Below are 17,023 nucleotides of genomic sequence, written 5' to 3'. Positions count from 1 at the left end.
AGGTGAATCCTCACCCCGCCTCCGCCACCAGCCTCGCCGCCTCGATGCCCTGCACGCCCAGCGCCTCGTCGTATTCCCCCGCCTCACCGGCAATGCCGCAGGCGCCCAGCAGCGCGCCGCCCGGCGCGCGGATGATCACGCCGCCAAGGCTGGCAATCAGCGGCAGGCCGGTGCGTGCGCTCGCCACGTCGCGCACGCCGTGAAACCAGTTGGGCGTGGCGTCGGCCCAGTCGCGCAGAACCCGTGTCGGTTTGCCATAGATCACGCAGGTCCGGGCCTTGGCCTCGGCGATATGGGCCAGAAGCGGCGCCGCCCCTTCCTCGCGCAGCATCGCCAGCGGATGCCCGCCCGCATCCACCACGCAGACCGCGATGAACCGTCCCGGTTCCGAGCGCGCCCCGGCCAGTGCCGCCGTGACGATCGCCTGCGCCTGCGCCAGTGTCAGCGCATCAGCCACCACGGATCAGTTCGTCCTCGTCATCCGCCGCCGAGAGGCCGAGCGCCTCAAGCCCGTTTTCCAGATGGTCCGACAGATGCGGCGTGCCCAGCAGGTAATCGGCGCAGGGCGTCGTCGCCTCTTCAAAGGCGGTGCGCGTCGCCTCTTCCAGCTCTTCGGGTTCGAAACTGCCGCGCCCGATCCACATCACGGCCACAAGGCTCGCCTGTTCATCCTCGCTCAGCCGGTCGATGAAGGCGCGCAGTTCGGCCTCGGCCCGATCCAGTTCGCGCGCCATCAGGACGACCTGCGCGATCTTGTGAACCGTGATGTCCAGCATGTTTTGCCCTCCTGCCAAACAAGTCTAGCATAGCAATGGGGGGCGCGTCCTCATAGGTCTTTGATCTTACGCAAACAACCGGTAATAGGCCCAGTCCGGCAAAAATCGGCTGAGCCGGAAGACATAGCTGAACAATCGCGGAAAATGCCGGGCGAATCTGCGCTCGTCGCACATCAGTTCGAACATCTCCTGCGCCGCCTGTTCCGGCGTCATGATGAACGGCATGTGAAAGCTGTTCTTGTCCGTGAGCCGCGTCCTGATGAAACCGGGATTGGCCAGTTGCACCCGCACCCCGGTGCGCCACAGATCGGCGCGCATCGATTCGGCAAGGCTCATCACCCCTGCCTTGGACGCGGCATAGCCGATGGCCCCCGGCAGCCCCCGAAACCCCGAGAGCGAGCCGGTCAGCACCACATGCCCCGCATCGCGCGCCACCATCTGCGGCAGCACCGCGCCGATGACCCGTACCGCGCCGGTGAAATTGATATCCGCCATGGCGGTGGCCTGCCCTGCATTCCATTCGGTTGCGGGCATCGGCCAGTAGACGCCCGCCAGCCAGATCATGCCGTCGATTTCGCCCACCGCCTCGGCCGCCTTGGTCACGCTGGCATCATTGCTCACATCCACCGGCACCGCGCGGGCGCGTCCCGGCAGGCCCGCTGCCACCTCGGCCAGCCGCGCCTCGTTGCGCGCCGATACGATCACCTCGGCCCCCGCCGCGCTGATCTTGTGCGCCAGCGCCGCGCCCAGCCCCTCGCTCGCGCCCACCAGCCAATAGCGTTTGCCGCGCCAGTCCATCATGCCCCCACCCGGTGCATGGTGGCGACCAACTCGGCCACCTTGATGCCGAACTTGCGGAACTGGCTGCGATTGACGATCACGCCGCCCGGGGTCAGATACATCCAGTCGGTCACGCTCAGGACATGCCCGCCCGCCTCTTTCGGCAGGCGGATGCGATAGCACAGCCGTGCCGCCGAGCCCATCTGCCGGCCATGACCCGGCCCAACCAGATCCGCCGCCTCGGCGCGGATGGACCCGTCATTGCCCAGCTCCAGCCGCCATTCGCGATCCTGGCTGTTGCCGCTGTCATAGTCGAAATGCTCGCTCATGACGCCCCGATTGCCGTGCCAGTGGGCCTCGAAATCGCCGGTAAAGCGCGAGACGACGCGCCCGAGCGGGCCGTAGATCACGCCCTCGCATCGAATCGGACCGTCGAGATGCTCGCGCAGGTCGAACTGCGGCGCGCCTGCGGCATAATCCTGCGGCCTCTGCGCGTCAAAGCCCGCCAGCCGTTGCCAGAGCCACGCCAGCGCCAGCATCGCCAGAGCGCCAGTCAGCATATATCCCAAGGCGTCCATCGGGTCAGATCCTTTCCTTGATCGGTGTCCGGGCCAGGAGCGCGATGGCGATGAGTTTCAGCGCGCAGGGCAGCCCGCCATAAAGCAGGCTCAGCAGGCGCAGCGCCTCTGCGTCATTGTCCTGCCCCGCCCTGAAACCACCCGCCTCAAGCAGCGGCAGGAGCGCCACCGCCGCCAGCGCCAGTGTCAGTTTCGACACAAAGGACCAGAGACCAAACCCCTCTGCCGCCCCCGGCGAGACCTGCGCCATGCGCCGCGCGAAAAGTGCGGGCAGCAGCGTCATGTCCGCCCCCAGCGCCGCGCCCGAGGCGACACAGATCACGCCAAAGGCCCAGAGATCGCCCGCGCCCAGCGTCACCGCCCCGGCAAAGGCCGCAATCGACAGCACCATGCCCGCCAGCAGCACCCGTTTGGCGCCATGGGTTTCGGCCAACTGCCCCCAGACCGGTGCCGCGACCGCCGCCGACAGGAAGAAGAGCAGCAGATAGGCCCCCTCCCATCCCGGCGCCTGCAGGCGGCTTTCGACAAAGAACAGGAACAGGGTCGAACTCACCGCAACCGGGGTCGCATTGAACAGCGCCACGATCAGCAGCCGTCGCGCCACCGCATCGCGCAGCACCGGGCCAAACCCGGTGCCCTCGGGCACATCCGCCGCCTGCCATTGCCCGGTCATGGCCAGCATCGCCGCCCCGGCCAGCAGAACGAAGGCCACCGCGAACCCGCCATGCCCGCCCAGAACGATAGGCGCCACCGCCGCCGCGCAGATCCCGATGAGCGCCCCGGTCTCGCGCCAGCGCGCCAGCCGCAGGTGGCCCTGTCCCGGCAGGCGACCGGCGCTTGCAACGCCCTGGGCATAGAAACAGATTGTCAGGTAGCTGAATGCCGAAAACACCAGCACCAGCATCACGGCGAACCACAGGAGCGGCGCAACCGGGGGCGTCACCGCAAAGAGGCCCAGCATCGCTGCCGCCATCACCGCCACGGCGACGCCGACGCTCGCCGCCCGATGCGCCTTTAGCCGCGCGCTCAGCCGCCCCAGCAGCGGATCCTGCACCACGTCGATCAGCCGCAGCGCAAAGAGCGCGCTGCCCAGCGCCGCCAGCGACACGCCGTATTCGTCCACGTAAAACTTGGGTGCGTGGATATAGAGCGGCAGCCCCGCCGCCGCCAGCAGCGCCGCAAAGAGCGCAAAGCCCGGCAGCCGCGGCGCGCTGTCCGCGCGCCCTATGGCCGGGGCCTCGCTCACCGGCTTACCTCCTCGGCGGGTGGCGCAGGGGGGCTGCGGAACTGCGCGCCCTTCCACCACAGTTTCAGCGCCTGCCAATGGATCAGCGCCAGCACCCGGCGCGATCCCAGCGGGCGGCGCAGCATGGCGGCGATCAGCCCCCCGGTGCGGAGCGGCCTGCGTGTGCCCACCAGCGTGGCGATCACGCCGCCATTGCCGCCGGTGAAATCAATCCATATCCCGATCCTGTCAGGGCGCAGGTCAAAGCGGAATTCATAGCCGCCCTCGATGCGCTGGAACGGTGAGACGTAGAATATCTTGGTCGCCCTGATCCGGTCTTCGGCCGTGATCGGCGCCAGGTCGTCGCGATGGCACAGATAGGAATGGCGTTCGCCATAGGTGTTGCTGACCTCGGCGATGATCACCCGCACCTCGCCGCCGTCGTCCCGGCAGATCCAGAACGCCACCGGGTTGAACACATGGCCCAACATGCGCGGCTGCGCCAGCAGTTCGATACGCGCCGGTGCGGGCAGGGCATTTGCCGCCAGCACCTCGCGCACCCATGCCGCGCCGCGCCCCTGACCCGGCGGTCCGCCGTGATCTCGGTCGCGGACCGAGGCGAGCCCCATCCGGTTACGACCAAAGATCCACGGGGCTTCGACCGCCGCCTCCGCGTCCAGCAGAACATAGTCGATGCCGTAGCGAAAGGCGTTCTCGACCGCGCCCTTGCGCCCGTGCCAGGTATGGCCCGCGATATGATCGACCGTTCTCATTCCGCCGCCACCGGCACCGCGTCGCGGGCAAGGATCGCCTCGGCCACCTCCAGCCCGCTGGCCAGCCCGTCCTCGTGAAACCCGTGCCGCATCCACGCCCCGCAAAACCATGTGTTGCGGCTGCCGTTCATCGCCCGCACCCTGTCCTGCGCCGCCAGCGCCGCCAGATCATAGACCGGATGGCGCAGGGTCACCTGATCATAGATCAATTCCTCGCGGATCGGGCGCGTGGTGTTGAGCGTGACGAAATGCGGGTCATCCTGCGGGATCGGTTGCAGGCTGTTCATCCAGTAGGTCAGGTCGATCTGCCCCGCCCGCCTGACCCGCGCCTCGGTATAGTTCCACGACGACCAGACCGCCCGCCGTTTGGGCATCAGGCTGGTATCGGCATGGAGCGTGATGTCGTTCGGCTGATAGCCTATCGCGCCCAGATTGCGGCGCTCGCCCGCATCCGCATCGCAGAGCAGCCGCAACGCATCGTCGGAATGGGTGGCGAATACCACCTCGTCAAAGAACTCCCATTCACCGCCAACGGCGCGAATCTCGACCCCGGCGGTCAGACGCCGCACCCCGGCCACCGGCGCGCCGGTCCTGACATCCACGCCCCGCGCCCGCATCGCGCGCTCAAGCCGGCTGACATAGGTGACCGAGCCGCCCTGAACCGTGAACCACTGATGCTGTTCGTCATAGGCCAGCAGGCCATGGTTCCTGAAGAACGTGACCAGCGCATGTGCCGGGAAATCGAGGATCCTTTCCACCGGCGTTGACCAGATCGCGCCGCAAAAGGGACGCAGGTAGTAATCGCGGAAATAGCGCCCCAGCCGCATCTTTTCCACCAGCCCGCCAATCGTCAGCCCCGGTTCGCCTGATGCCTCGACCGCGCCTGCGTTGAACCGGAAGATATCGCGCAGCATCCCCCAGAAGAACGGATTGACCACGTTGCGCCGCTGACCAAAGAATGCGCCCGCCCCCTGCAACCCGTATTCCAGCGCCCCGCCCCGGATCGACGCGCCGAAACTCATGGTGCTTCTGACCACCGGCACATCAAGCCGCGCGAACATCTCTGTGAGATGCGGATAGGTCGCATAATTGAACACGATGAACCCGGTATCGACCGGCTGATCGCCGCGCTTGCCCGCCATGACGGTGCGCGCATGTCCGCCCAGTCGCGGCTCTGCCTCGAACAGAACCACATCATGTGTGCCGGACAAACGCTCTGCCGCGCCCATGCCGGAAATTCCCGCGCCGATCACGGCTGTTCTCTTGCGCGCCGCGGCGCTTGTCTCGAAGGGCATGAATGTCCGGTCCCGCTTTCTTGTTGCCTTCAGGGCTTACGCACAGCGGGCATGAACGGATTACATTCACATCCTGCGACGCGAGGTGATCCAACCGCCTCCGGGATGCGTAACAGGTTCATGTATGACGATGCCACCCTGATTGACGCCCCCGCCCCCTCGCCGGTGCAGCGCACTCGTGGTATGAGGACGCAGATCGCGGGGAAATGGTCAGGACCGGCACAGGTGACGACGACGAAGGACAGGGAAAACAACGATTGGGTGGCCTGTATCGCGGCCATCCGCGACAGACAGGACGAGGCCGCCTTTGCCCGGTTGTTCGGGCATTTCGCCCCGCGGGTAAAGGCATTCCTGATACGCTCCGGCGCGGATGCCACGCTGGCCGAGGAATGTGCGCAGGAGGTGATGGCGACGCTCTGGCAAAAGGCGCATCTTTTTGACCCCTCCCGCGCCTCCGCCGCCACCTGGATATTTACCATCGCGCGCAACCGCCGGATCGACGCGCTGCGCAAACAGAAACGGCCCGAACCCGAGGACCTGACCTGGGGTATCGAGCCAGAGCCGGACCAGGCCGATGTGCTGGCCCTGCAACAGGAAAGTGACCAACTGGGCGCGGCCATCGCCGCCCTGCCCGAGAAACAGAGGGAACTGATCGAAAAGGCCTATTTCAGCGATCTCAGCCATTCCGAGATTGCAGAACAGACCGGCCTGCCGCTCGGCACGATCAAATCCCGCATCAGACTGGCGCTCGACCGCCTGCGCCACGCAATGAAGTGAATGCCATGACCCATACGATCAAACACCACCTGACCGATGCCCTGCTGATGGCCTATTCCGCAGGCTCTCTGCCCGAGGCGTTCAGCCTGACCGTGGCCGCCCATGTCTCGATGTGCGACGAGTGCCGGGCGCGGCTTGACGCCTTCGATACGGTCGGCGGCGCGCTGATCGAGCAATGCGAGGCCAGCCGGATGAGTGCCGGCAGTCTCGACGCTACCATGGCGCTGATCCGCGCGGCCCGTCCCGAGGTTAAAACGGTGCCGCGCCGGGGCGGCATCCTGCCCGCGCCCTTGCAGGATTACATTGGCGGCGATCTCGATGCCGTGCGCTGGCGGCCCGTGGGCATGGGCGTGAAACAGGCGATCCTGCCCACGTCGAAAGAGGCGACAGCCCGCCTGCTCTATATTCCCGCGGGCGCGGCGGTGCCCGATCACGGGCACCGGGGCACCGAGCTGACGCTTGTGCTGCAAGGCGCGTTTGTCGATGAGGTCGACCGTTTCGGACCCGGCGACATCGAGGTGGCGAACGAGGATCTCAACCATACGCCGGTGGCCGATATCGGGGCCGATTGCATCTGCCTTGCCGCCACCGACGCGCCGCTGCGGTTTCGTGCGCTCATGCCGCGCCTGGCCCAGCCGTTCCTGCGGATCTGAGGCGCGGGGATCACCCGGCGTTCAGTTCATCGAGCATGGGACACCGGGTGGACCCGCGTGCGCAATTCTCTGACAGTTCCGCCAGTTCCGCCTCCAGTGTTTGCAGTGCGGCAATCTTTTTGCGCACCTTGTCAAGATGCTCTTCGGTCAGGACGCGCACGCTGTCGCAGTTCCCCTCGTCCAGCCGCATCAGCGCCCGCGCTTCTGCCATGCTGAACCCCAGATCGCGGCACCGCCGCACGAACCGCAGCCGCGCGACATCCTCGGCGGCATAGGCTCGCCGACCGTTGGCGCCGCGCCGGGGCTTTGGCACGATGCCTGCGCGTTCGTAATAGCGGATCGTTTCGATCGACACCCCGCTTTGCCGCGCCGCCTCGCCAATCGCAATCATGTGATCGCCTTTCCGCTTGCTCCTGTAGTGGCTACAGGATGCATATTCCTGAGCAAAGCACCAGAGGGAGGCGCGAGATGAAGGACAGATTGCTGGGTCTGGGTGTGGGCGGCAGCGCCTTTGTCGCGCTCTGCTGTGTTACCCCGCTATTGCCCTGGCTGCTTGCGGGCGTGGGTCTCTCGGGCCTTATCGGTTATGTCTATACCGATGCGGTGCTCTTTCCGGTGCTGGCCGGATTTCTCTTGTTGACAGGATTTGCACTATGGCGACGCCGGACCCCAAAGTGACCCTGACCTCTGTGCTGACCTGCCCGGAATGCGGTCATGCCGAGGCGCTGAACATGCCCACCGACAGTTGCCAGTGGTTCCACACATGCAGCGGCTGCGCGGCGGTGCTCAAACCCGCACCCGGCGATTGCTGCGTGTTCTGCTCTTATGGCTCGGTCGCCTGTCCGCCGATACAGGCGGGACAGGGCTGCTGCGGTTAGCCGTCCGTCAGGATGCTGCTCACCTTGAGCGCGCGCTGCACATTGCCCTCGACCTTCAGCTTGCCGGACATATAGGCCATGATCGGGTTCTGCTCGCCCGACAGGATGGCGCGGAACACCGCATCGCTGGCGCTGAGCACCACATCGGCAGGCCCGTCCCCGGTCGCGGCACCCGCTTCGGTCAGCAGAACGCTGCCGTGCCCGGTGATATCGAGCCGGGCAACGCCCCTGATCTGCCCGCGCGCCCTGGGGCTGAGGGTGGTGACATATTCTGTGATGATCGCGCTCATGGGGATGTCTTCTGTCGCCTGTGATCGACCGTGATCATCGCCGCAACCGCGCCCGGTGCAAGCGAAACCCCGCGTCACTCCGTGGTGTGTACATAACCCGCGTGCATGCCGCACAGCCTGTGCACCTTTACCAGCGCGTCAGCGCGTCCTCGTCCTCGTCCCGCGCGGCAACCCAGCCGTCGCCCTTGCCGGTCAGTTCCTTTTTCCAGAAAGGGGCGCGGGATTTCAGGAAATCCATAAGGAATTCAGCGGCTTGAAATGCATCGGCGCGATGCCGCGCGGCGGTGGCCACCATCATGATCATCTCGTCGGGATGCAGGCGGCCAAACCGATGAATGATCAGAATATCACCAAGATTCCAACGGCTTGACGCTTCCTCAGCGATTTTGGAGAGGGCCTTTTCGGTCATTCCCGGATAATGTTCGATCTGCATCGCGGTCATGCGGGTATCGTCGAGATCGCGCACGATCCCGGTAAAGGTGACGACCGCCCCCATACCAGTTTGTCTACCGGCAAAGGCATTGGTCTCTGCCCCCAGATCGAACGGGGCCTCCTGGACCCGGATATCCACCGCTTAACCCCCTGTCATCGGGGGGAAAAATGCCACTTCGCGCGCATTTTTCAGGGGCGCGTCGAAATCGCTCAGTTCCTGATCCACGGCCACGCGCAGCGCGCCCAGATCGGCAAAGGCGGCCTCATATCGCGGTTCCCTTGCGCGCAATTGGTTAACAAGGTCCATCACGGTGGCGGGGTTGGATTCGATCCGCTCTTTCGGTTGTCCGATCCTTTCTCGCACCCAGGCGAAATACAGCACATCCATCAGCGTTCATCCTTCAGATATGGGATTGATTTATATAGATAATCAAACCCGGTGACCAGTGTCAGCGCCGCCGCGATCCACAACAGCCAGATACCGACATGCCCGGCCCAGACCATGCCGTTATATTTCCACCTGAGCCCGAGAACATCATCCTCGCGCCCCTCGAGAATGGCAATCCACAACTGGGTATCCATGCCAAAGATCGACATTCCGAAATAATGCTCGAACACGCCCTGGGCAAAAAGAACAGCTATTGCAATCATTTGCGTGGTGGTTTTCCACTTGGCCAGCCGGGTCACCTTCAGCGTGCCCGCCGTGTCGCCCAGAAATTCCCGCAGACCGGAAACAAAGACCTCGCGAAAGAGAATCATCGTCGCGGGCAGCACCAGCCAGGGCGACATGCTCGAATAACCCACGATCACCATCAACGCGATCACCACCATCGCCTTGTCGGCGATGGGATCGAGCATCGTGCCGATCTTGGTCACCTGCTTCCAGTTGCGGGCGATATAGCCGTCGAACCAGTCGGTGACGGCAGCGCCGACGAACAGGAGCAGAGCAAACCAGTCGGCATAAGGTCTTGTGAAATAAAGAAACATCACCGCAACAGCCGGGGCTGCCAGCAGGCGGAGCGTGGTCAGGATATTCGGCAGCGTCCACGTCATGCGAATGGTTCTACCCTGTCACGAAGCCGAGGGAAAGCGCCGTTCAAGCCGGAATTCACTCGGCCTGCCCGCGGAGCGCGGCGGCGGTCAGCCCCTTTCGTGAAAGAAATCGTAGAGTTTCTGTGCAAGCGCATCCGACACCCCCTCGACCGCCCTCAGATCGGCCAGATTGGCACGGCTCACCGCCTTGGCGCTGCCGAAATGCGCGAGCAGCGCCCGCTTGCGCGCTGCCCCCACGCCGGGCACTTCGTCCAGAGGCGTGGCCCCCACCGCCCGTGCGCGTTTTGTCCGGTGCGTCCCGATGGCGAAACGATGCGCCTCGTCACGCAGGCGCTGGATGAAATAGAGCACTGGATCGTTGTGGCGCAGCGCCATGGGGTGTTTTCCGACCCGGTGAAATTCCTCCTTGCCGGCGTCGCGGTCCACGCCCTTGGCGACACCCACCATCGGGATGTCCTCGATCCCCATCTCGCGCAGGATGCCTGCCACGGCGCTGACCTGCCCGGCCCCGCCGTCGATCAGCAGGAGATCGGGCCAATGTCCCTGTTCGCGGTCAGGATCCTCTTTCAGCAGTCGTTTGAATCGTCGCGTCAGCACCTCTTTCATCATGCCGAAATCGTCACCGGGGGTCAGGTCATCGCCCCTGATGTTGAACTTGCGGTAGCTGTTCTTCATCAGCCCTTCGGGGCCCGCCACGATCATCGCGCCGACAGCATCGGTGCCCTGGATATGGCTGTTGTCATAGACCTCGATCCGTTGCGGGGGCGCGGGCAGGCCGAAGGCCTCGGCCAGACCGCGCAGCAGCTTGGCCTGAGTTGCGGTCTCGGCCATCCTGCGCGCGAGGCCCTCGCGGGCGTTGCGCAGCGCGGCGTCGATCAGCTCTGCCTTTTCGCCGCGCATGGGCACCGTCAGGGTGACCTTGCGCCCCAGCTTGTCGGTCAACGCTTGCTGCATCAGGTCGGGATTTTCGATCGGGTGTGACAGAAGCAGGCTCCGAGGTGGCTCCTTGCCATCATAGAACTGGCCGACAAAGGCCTCGAGCACCTCGGCCTCTTCGACATCCGGCCCGACGCGGGGATAGAAATCCTGATTGCCCCAGTTCTGCCCGCCCCGGATAAAGAACACCTGCACGCAGGCCTGGCCCTGTTCCAGATGCAATGCGATCACATCCGCCTCGGGCACCGTGCGCGGATTGATCCCCTGTGCCGTCTGCACCTGCGTCAGCGCCTTGATCCGGTCGCGGAGCGCGGCGGCACGCTCGAACTCCATCGCCTCGGACGCCTCTGCCATCTGCGCCGCCAGTTTTTCCTGTATCTCGGTGGAGCGACCCGAGAGATACCGCTCGGCGTCGCCGACCTGCGCGGCATAATCCGACTTGCTGATCCTGCCCACGCAGGGCGCGGTGCAGCGCTTGATCTGATACTGCAGACAGGGGCGCGTGCGGCTCTCGAACATTGCGTCCGAACAGTTGCGCAACTGAAATACCCGTTGCAACTGCGCCAGCGTCCGGTTGACCGCCCCGGCACTGGCGAAGGGGCCGTAATAGGCCCCCTTTTCACGCTTGGCCCCGCGATGTTTCTTGATCATCGGAAAGTCATGCGCGGTGACGAGGATGTTGGGAAAGCTCTTGTCGTCGCGCAGGAGCACGTTGTAGCGCGGCTTGAGCTGCTTGATGAGGTTCTGTTCCAGCAGCAGCGCCTCGGTTTCCGTGGCGGTGGTCAGGAACATCATCGACGCGGTTTCCGAGATCATCCGCGCGATGCGACTCGTGTGGCCGGTGGGGCGGGTATAGCTTGACACTCTCGCCCGCAGGTTGCGCGCCTTGCCGACGTAGAGCACCCGCGCCTGTGCATCGAGCATGCGGTAGACACCCGGCGACGCATCCAGCATTCGCAGATAATTCCGTATCACCTTATGGCCGGTTTCCGGCGGCGGGGTCCGATCGGTGCCTGACATGGGTTCTCAGATATGATTCTTGCCGAGTGCTGCAACGATATCTGGCGAAGAGCAAGAGGGAAGGCTTCCACGATTCCTGTGGATAACTCTGAAGATAAGTTTCCGTGAACAGCAATTTCTTATTGAATCCTGCGGGCTTCATCGGGTTGCCTAAAATTTAGGCGCATTCTCAAGCATATGAAAAACAACAGAAAAATATATGGCTGTGGCAAAATATTGAAAACATTGGTGTTTTTGTAACGCTTGCGTGAAGAAAACATAAACGGTGCAAAACTCTTGTCGGCGCGCGCGCTATTCGGGCCCGAGCACGTCGGGGGTTTGCCATGCCAGATGCTGACCGCCATCCACGCAGAGCAATTGCCCGGTCACGGCAGGGGCGTCGAGAAAGTAGCGCAGCGCGCCCGTGATGTCGCCGGCATTGGCTCCGCGCCGCAGGATCGTCGCCTTGCGTTGTCTGTCGAAATGGGCGTCGCTCTGCCGGTGGCCCTGCAGGGTGGGACCGGGTCCGATGGCATTGACACGCACGCGCGGGGCGAGCGCCCGCGCTGCCGTCTGGGTAAAGGCCCATAGCCCCATCTTGGCAATCGTGTAGGTCATGAATTCCGGCGTCAGTTTGCGCACGCGCTGGTCGATCATGTTGATGACCAGCCCCTGCGCCAAGGGTTCGCCATTTTCATCTGTCAGCGGCGGCGGAACGTCGCGGGCCATCGCCTGTGTCAGCACGAAAGGCGCACGCAGATTGCTTTCGATGTGTCGGTCCCAGCTCTGTCGGGTGGCGCTGTCGATGGTGTCGTAGTCAAAGACCGAGGCGTTGTTGACCAGCGTTGTCACGGGGCCAAGCAGCCCCTCTGCCGCCCGTGTCACAAGCGATGTGACCTGTGTCTCGTCCAGCAGATCGGCGTGCAGGGTGATCGCCCGCCTGCCCATGGCACGGATTTCCTGCGCCACCTCTTCGGCGGCGTCGGCGGAGGTTGCGTAATGCACGGCCACGTCGTGACCCTGCCGCGCCAGTTCAAGCGCCATGGCGCGGCCCAGCCGTTTGCCCGCGCCCGTTATCAATGCCCGTTTCATCTGTCGGCTCTCCCGTTCAGCTCAGCACGAACCAGACATAGACCAGATAGGCGGCGGTCAAGGCAATTCCCCAGAGCCGCCCGATATCGAGCTTGAAGAACACGAAGGGAATCAGAAGCAACGAGGTGCCCAGCATGACCCAAAGATCGAAACGCAGGAATTGCGGATCGACAGGAAGCGGTCCGACAAAAGCCGCCACCCCGATGATGGCCAGCAGGTTGAACATGTTTGACCCGATGACATTGCCAAGCGCCACATCCGCCTGTTTGCGCAATGCAGCCATGACGGTTGTCGCCAGTTCCGGCAGGGAGGTGCCGACCGCCACAAGTGTCAGGCCGATCACCGCCTCGCTGACGCCATAGCGCATGGCGATAATCGACGCATTGTCGACAAGGATATCGGCACCCAGCGGCAGTCCCACGAGGCCCAGAACCAGAAAGGTGATGATCTGCCACCAGGGCATGTCGGGATCGGCGCCTTCGACATCCTCGATGAAATCCGTCTCTGACAGGGCCTTGATTGCGGTCGCGCGGCGATGCACCAGCGAGTCGTTGAAGGCATCGGCCAGCATCAGGCCAAGGGCACACAGCAGAATCGCGCCGGATATCCAGTCGAACGTGCCGCGAAAGGCGAGGGCGATGAACAGGACGCTGGCCGCGAGCATCTGGATGTAGGATTTGGAGCAGCGGCAGCCGCTGGTATGCATGACCGCCAGGATTGCCGGGATCCCCAGCACCAGAAGAACATTGGCGGTGTTGGACCCCACCACATTCCCGAGCGCGAGCCCCGGCTTGTTCACCAGCACGGCATTGACGGAGATCAGCAATTCCGGCGCCGACGTGCCAAAGGCCACGATCGTCAGGCTGACGATCAGCGCGGGTATGCCCACGCGCAGGCTGAGGTTCACGGCGCCTTTGACCAGTGCGTCGCCCGCCAGCAGCAGGATGACGAGTCCCAGGCCGGTCAGAATCCAAGGCATCATTTATGCTTGTCCTTTTCGCAGGAGCATGGCCCCTTGCCGATCCGGTAACGCCCGCAGCGCCTGCATTTGGAATCGCTCAGACGTTTTTGGCCCGGAAAACGGAGCCGCCCGAACATCGCCAGTACGCCCATCGCGACCAGAAACAGTATGACGATCTTTACAACCACGTCAGAGTCCGAACCGGGCATAGCCTGCCCGTTCCTCGATGGCCGTGATCGCATCCTGCGCCAGCGTCGCGCCGAACCGCTGGAAAAGGGTGCGCCGACGCCCGTAGCGGGCAAAGCGCACCTTTTCGCCATAGATTTCCTTCATCTTCGGGATCAGATGGCCGATTCCGTCGGCAAGGCCCAGTTCCGTTGCCCGCCCGCCCAACCAGAATTCGCCGGTGAAGAGGTCGGGATCATCCGCCAGCTTTGTGCCTCTCCTGGATTTTACATGGGCGATGAAAGCCTCGTGAATCTGCTCCAGTATACCCTTGAGCCGGGCCACATCCTCGGGCTTTTCCGGCAGGAACGGGTCAAGCGTGCTCTTGGATTTGCCGGCGGTGTAGACGCGCCGCTCGATCCCCTGTCGCGACAGCAGCACCTGTGCGCCAAAGCCCGCTGAAATCACCCCGATGGAGCCCAGGATCGAGGAGTTGTCCACCCAGATGTCATCCGCCGCCACCGCCAGCCAATAGCCGCCCGAGGCCGCCACATCCTCGACAAAGGCATGCACGGGGATTTCCTTCTCTTCCGCCAGCCGGCGGATACGGGCGGCGATCAGCGAGGATTGCACCGGCGAGCCGCCGGGCGAATTTACCACCAGCGCGACTGCCACGGGTTTGCCGCGGGCGAACGCCTTGTCGATCACCGGGCCGAGCGCCTCGTCATTCAGTTGCGCGCGACCGCCCGAACCGATCATTCCCGCAAGGCGAATGACCGCGACGGTCGGCCTGCGGTTGAGGAAGGGGATCAGGTGTTTCATGGTGCCCGATGTAGAGTGGCCGGGCGCGACAAACAAGGCGGGCCGTGCAACAGTTATCCGCGCTTTTGCAATTCGGGGGCGGGCGCGTGAAAAAGATCACGCCGCGCGTCAGGATTTGATCCGGTACCCGGTTCTGAATATCAGCCAGACCGCCGCCATGCAGAGGCCCAAAAACACCGTGACCGCCAGCAGGCTGTAGCCCACCGCCACATCCGCCGTGCCAAAGAACGACCAGCGAAAGCCCGAGATGAGATAGACCACCGGATTGAACAGCGTCACCACCTGCCAGGTCGGCGGCAGCATCGAGATCGAGTAGAACGACCCGCCCAGGAACACCAGAGGCGTGATGACCAGCAGCGGGATCAGTTGCAGTTGCTGGAAATTCTCGGCCCATATCCCGATGATGAACCCGAAGAGCGCGAAAGAGACGCAGATCATCACCAGAAACGTCACCATCGCCAGCGGGTGCTGAATGTCCAGATCGACAAAGAACATCGCCGTGATCAGGATCACCCCCCCGATCAGCAACGCCTTGGTCGCCGCCGCACCGACATAGCCCAGAACGATCTCGAAAAAGTTGACCGGAGCCGAGAGCAGCTCGAAGATCGTGCCGATGAATTTCGGGAAATAGATGCCGAACGAGGCGTTGCTGATCGCCTGCGTCATCACGCTGAGCATGATCAGTCCCGGCACGATGAACGCGCCATAGCTCACGCCCTCGACCTCTTCTATCCGGCCGCCGATGGCCGCGCCGAAGACCACGAAGTAGAGCGTGGTCGAGATCACCGGCGACAGCAGGCTTTCCATGATGGTTCGGAAAAACCGTTTCATTTCGTAGATATAGATGGCCCAGATCGCGTGCAGGTTCATGCCGTGTCCTCCCGCACCAGACCCACGAAAATCTCTTCGAGACTGCTTTGCCGGGTCTCGATATCGCGCAAGCCCAGCCCCTCTGCCGCGAGCGCCTGCAACAGGCGGGTGATGCCGGTGCCCTCGCCGCGCGTGTCATAGTGATAGATCAGCGCATGACCGTCCTCGATCCGTTCGAGGTTATAGTCAGACAGGGCGGCGGGCACCGCATCGACCGGCGCGGCCAGGTCGATGCGCAGTGTCTTGCGTCCCATCCGGCGCATCAGGTCGGCCTTGTTCTCGACCAGCAGGATCTCGCCCTTGTTGATCACGGCGATCCGGTCGGCGATCGCCTCGGCCTCTTCGATGTAATGCGTGGTCAGGATGATGGTGACGCCGCTTTGCTTGAGGTTTTCGACCACCTGCCACATGTCGCGGCGCAGTTCCACATCGACGCCTGCTGTCGGTTCGTCGAGAAACAGCACGCGCGGTTCGTGGCAGAGCGCCTTGGCGATCAGCACGCGGCGCTTCATCCCGCCCGAGAGTTCGCGGATACGGCTGTGGCGTTTGTCCCAGAGCGAGAGTTGCCGCAGGATGCGTTCGATCAGCGCGTCATCGCGTCCTTTGCCGAACAGACCGCGCGAGAAGCGCACCGTATTGATCACCTTCTCAAAGGGTTCCAGCGCGATTTCCTGCGGCACCAGCCCGATCATCTGCCGCGCCGGTCGGTAATCCCTGACGATGTCATGCCCGCCGACCGATGCGCGCCCCGCCGTGGGTGTGGTGATCCCGCAGAGCGCCGAGATCAGCGTCGTCTTGCCCGCGCCATTGGGGCCGAGCAGGGCCAGTATCTCGCCCTCCTCGATGGTCAGCGAGACACCCCGCAGGGCCTCGAACCCGTCCTTGTAGACCTTGCGCAGCCCCTCGACCGCTACGATCACCGCCATGTCGGCCCCCTTTGTTCTGCGCTGAACCTAAGGGTTTGGGGGGCGAGCGCAACTCTTGCCTGCGCAAGGGTATCTGTGCGCCCATGCGCATTGTCCCGGCAAGACAGGAACCGATGCCGCGCGCTAGCTGATCAGCCGCTTGAGCCAGCCTTTCTTGACCGCCTCGGGTTCCGGCTCGGGGTCATCCTCGGCCGGGGCGCCGACAACCTCTTCGAACCGGGTAAAGAACTGATCGGCCATCTTCTTGGCGAAGCCGTCCACGATCCGGCTGCCCAGTTGCGCCAGCTTGCCGCCGACATTGGCCTCGACGTCATAGATCAGCCGCGTGCCTGCCTCGCAATCCTCCAGTCGCACATCGGCACCGCCCTTGGCATAGCCTGCGGCACCCCCCTTGCCCTCGCCGGTCAGGGTCAGGCTCTGCATTTCGACGATGTTCGAGACTGTCACCATGCCCTTGAACGTGGCCTTTACCGGTCCGACCTTCTGCACCACGGTCGCCTCGAAGCCTTCTTCGGGGGTGCCGGTCACCTCTTGCGCGCCCGGCACGCATTCCTTCAGCACCTCGGGGCTGAGCAGGGCCGCCCAGACCGTCGCCCGATCCGCCCTTATCTCGCGCGCGTCGCTCATCTGCATCGGTGTGCTCCCTTTTCCCTCGCGTTACGCCAGAGCCTAGCGCAGCGCCGGGGTGCCGCCAAGAGCCCAGAGTGCGGGGGGCGATCAACAGTCTGGTATCGCGGCGCGG

At 63.9% G+C, this 17,023-nt stretch carries 23 protein-coding genes and 1 pseudogene; 4 read left to right on the top strand and 20 right to left on the bottom strand.

Annotation, left to right across the window (positions count from 1 at the left end):
• Positions 1–10: 10 nt before the first annotated feature.
• The 7 genes from BSG08_RS04530 to BSG08_RS04500 form a co-directional block, all read right to left on the bottom strand.
• Positions 11–457 (bottom strand): GlcG/HbpS family heme-binding protein, encoded by a 447-nt coding sequence (locus tag BSG08_RS04530; RefSeq protein WP_175544686.1) that lies wholly within the window; start codon positions 455–457, stop codon positions 11–13.
• Positions 450–776, bottom strand: a complete 327-nt coding sequence (locus tag BSG08_RS04525) for a DUF3775 domain-containing protein (RefSeq protein WP_093032719.1) — start codon at positions 774–776, stop codon at positions 450–452. The genes BSG08_RS04530 and BSG08_RS04525 overlap by 8 nt, the downstream gene beginning before the upstream one ends.
• A 66-nt stretch (positions 777–842) precedes the next feature.
• The gene (locus tag BSG08_RS04520; RefSeq protein ID WP_093032716.1) at positions 843–1,577 is read right to left on the bottom strand and encodes an SDR family NAD(P)-dependent oxidoreductase; all 735 of its coding nucleotides are present in this window, start codon (positions 1,575–1,577) and stop codon (positions 843–845) included.
• Positions 1,574–2,134, bottom strand: coding sequence for a DUF3833 family protein (locus BSG08_RS04515; RefSeq protein WP_093032713.1), 561 nt, complete (start codon positions 2,132–2,134; stop codon positions 1,574–1,576). Before BSG08_RS04515 ends, BSG08_RS04520 begins: the two co-directional genes overlap by 4 nt.
• Positions 2,135–2,138: 4 nt before the next feature.
• The gene (locus BSG08_RS04510) at positions 2,139–3,380 is read right to left on the bottom strand and encodes an MFS transporter (protein ID WP_245770592.1); all 1,242 of its coding nucleotides are present in this window, start codon (positions 3,378–3,380) and stop codon (positions 2,139–2,141) included.
• Complete coding sequence (locus tag BSG08_RS04505) at positions 3,377–4,132, bottom strand: DUF1365 domain-containing protein (protein ID WP_093032710.1); 756 nt, start codon at positions 4,130–4,132, stop codon at positions 3,377–3,379. The genes BSG08_RS04510 and BSG08_RS04505 overlap by 4 nt, the downstream gene beginning before the upstream one ends.
• Entirely contained in the window at positions 4,129–5,427 is a 1,299-nt protein-coding gene (locus BSG08_RS04500) for an NAD(P)/FAD-dependent oxidoreductase (RefSeq protein WP_093032707.1), read from the bottom strand. The genes BSG08_RS04505 and BSG08_RS04500 overlap by 4 nt, the downstream gene beginning before the upstream one ends.
• Positions 5,428–5,610: 183 nt before the next feature.
• Between BSG08_RS04500 and BSG08_RS04495 the strand changes: the two genes are divergently transcribed.
• Both BSG08_RS04495 and BSG08_RS04490 read left to right on the top strand, forming a co-directional pair.
• Complete coding sequence (locus tag BSG08_RS04495) at positions 5,611–6,204, top strand: sigma-70 family RNA polymerase sigma factor (RefSeq protein WP_217649876.1); 594 nt, start codon at positions 5,611–5,613, stop codon at positions 6,202–6,204.
• Positions 6,205–6,209: 5 nt separating this feature from the next.
• A complete protein-coding gene (locus BSG08_RS04490) occupies positions 6,210–6,857 on the top strand; it encodes a ChrR family anti-sigma-E factor (RefSeq protein ID WP_093032701.1) in 648 nt (215 codons plus the stop codon).
• Between the two features lie 10 nt (positions 6,858–6,867).
• Here BSG08_RS04490 and BSG08_RS04485 read toward each other — a convergent pair whose 3' ends face one another.
• Positions 6,868–7,248: a MerR family transcriptional regulator gene (locus BSG08_RS04485; RefSeq protein ID WP_093032698.1), complete on the bottom strand. Its 381-nt coding sequence runs from the start codon at positions 7,246–7,248 to the stop codon at positions 6,868–6,870.
• A 77-nt stretch (positions 7,249–7,325) separates the two neighbouring features.
• On the opposite strand from BSG08_RS04485, the gene merF reads away from it, so the two are divergent.
• The gene (gene merF, locus BSG08_RS04480) at positions 7,326–7,535 is read left to right on the top strand and encodes a mercury resistance system transport protein MerF (protein ID WP_175544685.1); all 210 of its coding nucleotides are present in this window, start codon (positions 7,326–7,328) and stop codon (positions 7,533–7,535) included.
• The gene (locus BSG08_RS04475; protein ID WP_483880125.1) at positions 7,532–7,735 is read left to right on the top strand and encodes a GDCCVxC domain-containing (seleno)protein; all 204 of its coding nucleotides are present in this window, start codon (positions 7,532–7,534) and stop codon (positions 7,733–7,735) included. Before merF ends, BSG08_RS04475 begins: the two co-directional genes overlap by 4 nt.
• Here BSG08_RS04475 and BSG08_RS04470 read toward each other — a convergent pair.
• The 12 genes and pseudogenes from BSG08_RS04470 to BSG08_RS04415 all read right to left on the bottom strand — a co-directional run bounded on the left by BSG08_RS04470 (position 7,732) and on the right by BSG08_RS04415 (position 16,914).
• Positions 7,732–8,025 carry an SCP2 sterol-binding domain-containing protein gene (locus BSG08_RS04470; RefSeq protein ID WP_093032689.1) on the bottom strand — a complete coding sequence of 98 codons (294 nt, stop codon included), beginning with the start codon at positions 8,023–8,025 and terminating at the stop codon, positions 7,732–7,734. The two genes, BSG08_RS04475 and BSG08_RS04470, sit on opposite strands and share 4 nt — an antisense overlap.
• A gap of 127 nt (positions 8,026–8,152) precedes the next feature.
• The gene (locus tag BSG08_RS04465; RefSeq protein WP_093032687.1) at positions 8,153–8,596 is read right to left on the bottom strand and encodes a molybdenum cofactor biosynthesis protein MoaE; all 444 of its coding nucleotides are present in this window, start codon (positions 8,594–8,596) and stop codon (positions 8,153–8,155) included.
• Between the two features lie 3 nt (positions 8,597–8,599).
• Entirely contained in the window at positions 8,600–8,845 is a 246-nt protein-coding gene (gene moaD, locus BSG08_RS04460; protein ID WP_093032684.1) for a molybdopterin converting factor subunit 1, read from the bottom strand.
• A complete protein-coding gene (gene pgsA / locus BSG08_RS04455; protein ID WP_093032681.1) occupies positions 8,845–9,510 on the bottom strand; it encodes a CDP-diacylglycerol--glycerol-3-phosphate 3-phosphatidyltransferase in 666 nt (221 codons plus the stop codon). The genes moaD and pgsA overlap by 1 nt, the downstream gene beginning before the upstream one ends.
• A gap of 87 nt (positions 9,511–9,597) precedes the next feature.
• Positions 9,598–11,466, bottom strand: a complete 1,869-nt coding sequence (gene uvrC, locus BSG08_RS04450; RefSeq protein WP_093032678.1) for an excinuclease ABC subunit UvrC — start codon at positions 11,464–11,466, stop codon at positions 9,598–9,600.
• 291 nt (positions 11,467–11,757) lie between these two features.
• A pseudogene (locus BSG08_RS04445) lies at positions 11,758–12,540 on the bottom strand (SDR family oxidoreductase); the annotation flags it as partial.
• Between the two features lie 13 nt (positions 12,541–12,553).
• The gene (locus BSG08_RS04440; protein ID WP_093032671.1) at positions 12,554–13,519 is read right to left on the bottom strand and encodes a calcium/sodium antiporter; all 966 of its coding nucleotides are present in this window, start codon (positions 13,517–13,519) and stop codon (positions 12,554–12,556) included.
• Positions 13,516–13,707, bottom strand: a complete 192-nt coding sequence (locus BSG08_RS19635; protein ID WP_093032668.1) for a hypothetical protein — start codon at positions 13,705–13,707, stop codon at positions 13,516–13,518. Before BSG08_RS19635 ends, BSG08_RS04440 begins: the two co-directional genes overlap by 4 nt.
• The gene (locus tag BSG08_RS04430) at positions 13,688–14,485 is read right to left on the bottom strand and encodes a S49 family peptidase (protein WP_093032665.1); all 798 of its coding nucleotides are present in this window, start codon (positions 14,483–14,485) and stop codon (positions 13,688–13,690) included. The genes BSG08_RS19635 and BSG08_RS04430 overlap by 20 nt, the downstream gene beginning before the upstream one ends.
• A gap of 108 nt (positions 14,486–14,593) precedes the next feature.
• Positions 14,594–15,355, bottom strand: a complete 762-nt coding sequence (locus BSG08_RS04425) for an ABC transporter permease (protein ID WP_093032662.1) — start codon at positions 15,353–15,355, stop codon at positions 14,594–14,596.
• The gene (locus tag BSG08_RS04420; RefSeq protein WP_093032658.1) at positions 15,352–16,281 is read right to left on the bottom strand and encodes an ABC transporter ATP-binding protein; all 930 of its coding nucleotides are present in this window, start codon (positions 16,279–16,281) and stop codon (positions 15,352–15,354) included. The genes BSG08_RS04425 and BSG08_RS04420 overlap by 4 nt, the downstream gene beginning before the upstream one ends.
• A 123-nt stretch (positions 16,282–16,404) precedes the next feature.
• Positions 16,405–16,914 (bottom strand): SRPBCC family protein, encoded by a 510-nt coding sequence (locus tag BSG08_RS04415; RefSeq protein ID WP_093032655.1) that lies wholly within the window; start codon positions 16,912–16,914, stop codon positions 16,405–16,407.
• Positions 16,915–17,023: the final 109 nt, after the last annotated feature.

This window comes from Roseovarius azorensis (assembly GCF_900109455.1).
In the GTDB taxonomy this organism is placed as follows: Bacteria; Pseudomonadota; Alphaproteobacteria; order Rhodobacterales; family Rhodobacteraceae; genus Roseovarius; species Roseovarius azorensis.
The sequence above is the reverse complement of the archived record's forward strand: the minus strand, read 5'-3'. Positions and strand labels throughout refer to the sequence as shown.

What these genes read in the sequence shown, in the direction of transcription:
- BSG08_RS04500 (WP_093032707.1), bottom strand. Translation starts at nt 5,427, where the DNA reads ATGCCCTTCGAGACAAGCGCCGCGGCGCGCAAGAGAACAGCCGTGATC.
- BSG08_RS19635 (WP_093032668.1), bottom strand. Translation starts at nt 13,707, where the DNA reads ATGCCCGGTTCGGACTCTGACGTGGTTGTAAAGATCGTCATACTGTTT.
- BSG08_RS04425 (WP_093032662.1), bottom strand. Translation starts at nt 15,355, where the DNA reads ATGAACCTGCACGCGATCTGGGCCATCTATATCTACGAAATGAAACGG.
- BSG08_RS04515 (WP_093032713.1), bottom strand. Translation starts at nt 2,134, where the DNA reads ATGGACGCCTTGGGATATATGCTGACTGGCGCTCTGGCGATGCTGGCG.
- merF (WP_175544685.1), top strand. Translation starts at nt 7,326, where the DNA reads ATGAAGGACAGATTGCTGGGTCTGGGTGTGGGCGGCAGCGCCTTTGTC.
- pgsA (WP_093032681.1), bottom strand. Translation starts at nt 9,510, where the DNA reads ATGACGTGGACGCTGCCGAATATCCTGACCACGCTCCGCCTGCTGGCA.
- BSG08_RS04505 (WP_093032710.1), bottom strand. Translation starts at nt 4,132, where the DNA reads ATGAGAACGGTCGATCATATCGCGGGCCATACCTGGCACGGGCGCAAG.
- moaD (WP_093032684.1), bottom strand. Translation starts at nt 8,845, where the DNA reads ATGGATGTGCTGTATTTCGCCTGGGTGCGAGAAAGGATCGGACAACCG.
- BSG08_RS04485 (WP_093032698.1), bottom strand. Translation starts at nt 7,248, where the DNA reads ATGATTGCGATTGGCGAGGCGGCGCGGCAAAGCGGGGTGTCGATCGAA.
- BSG08_RS04525 (WP_093032719.1), bottom strand. Translation starts at nt 776, where the DNA reads ATGCTGGACATCACGGTTCACAAGATCGCGCAGGTCGTCCTGATGGCG.
- BSG08_RS04430 (WP_093032665.1), bottom strand. Translation starts at nt 14,485, where the DNA reads ATGAAACACCTGATCCCCTTCCTCAACCGCAGGCCGACCGTCGCGGTC.
- BSG08_RS04470 (WP_093032689.1), bottom strand. Translation starts at nt 8,025, where the DNA reads ATGAGCGCGATCATCACAGAATATGTCACCACCCTCAGCCCCAGGGCG.
- BSG08_RS04495 (WP_217649876.1), top strand. Translation starts at nt 5,611, where the DNA reads ATGAGGACGCAGATCGCGGGGAAATGGTCAGGACCGGCACAGGTGACG.
- BSG08_RS04420 (WP_093032658.1), bottom strand. Translation starts at nt 16,281, where the DNA reads ATGGCGGTGATCGTAGCGGTCGAGGGGCTGCGCAAGGTCTACAAGGAC.
- uvrC (WP_093032678.1), bottom strand. Translation starts at nt 11,466, where the DNA reads ATGTCAGGCACCGATCGGACCCCGCCGCCGGAAACCGGCCATAAGGTG.
- BSG08_RS04520 (WP_093032716.1), bottom strand. Translation starts at nt 1,577, where the DNA reads ATGATGGACTGGCGCGGCAAACGCTATTGGCTGGTGGGCGCGAGCGAG.
- BSG08_RS04440 (WP_093032671.1), bottom strand. Translation starts at nt 13,519, where the DNA reads ATGATGCCTTGGATTCTGACCGGCCTGGGACTCGTCATCCTGCTGCTG.
- BSG08_RS04490 (WP_093032701.1), top strand. Translation starts at nt 6,210, where the DNA reads ATGACCCATACGATCAAACACCACCTGACCGATGCCCTGCTGATGGCC.
- BSG08_RS04415 (WP_093032655.1), bottom strand. Translation starts at nt 16,914, where the DNA reads ATGCAGATGAGCGACGCGCGCGAGATAAGGGCGGATCGGGCGACGGTC.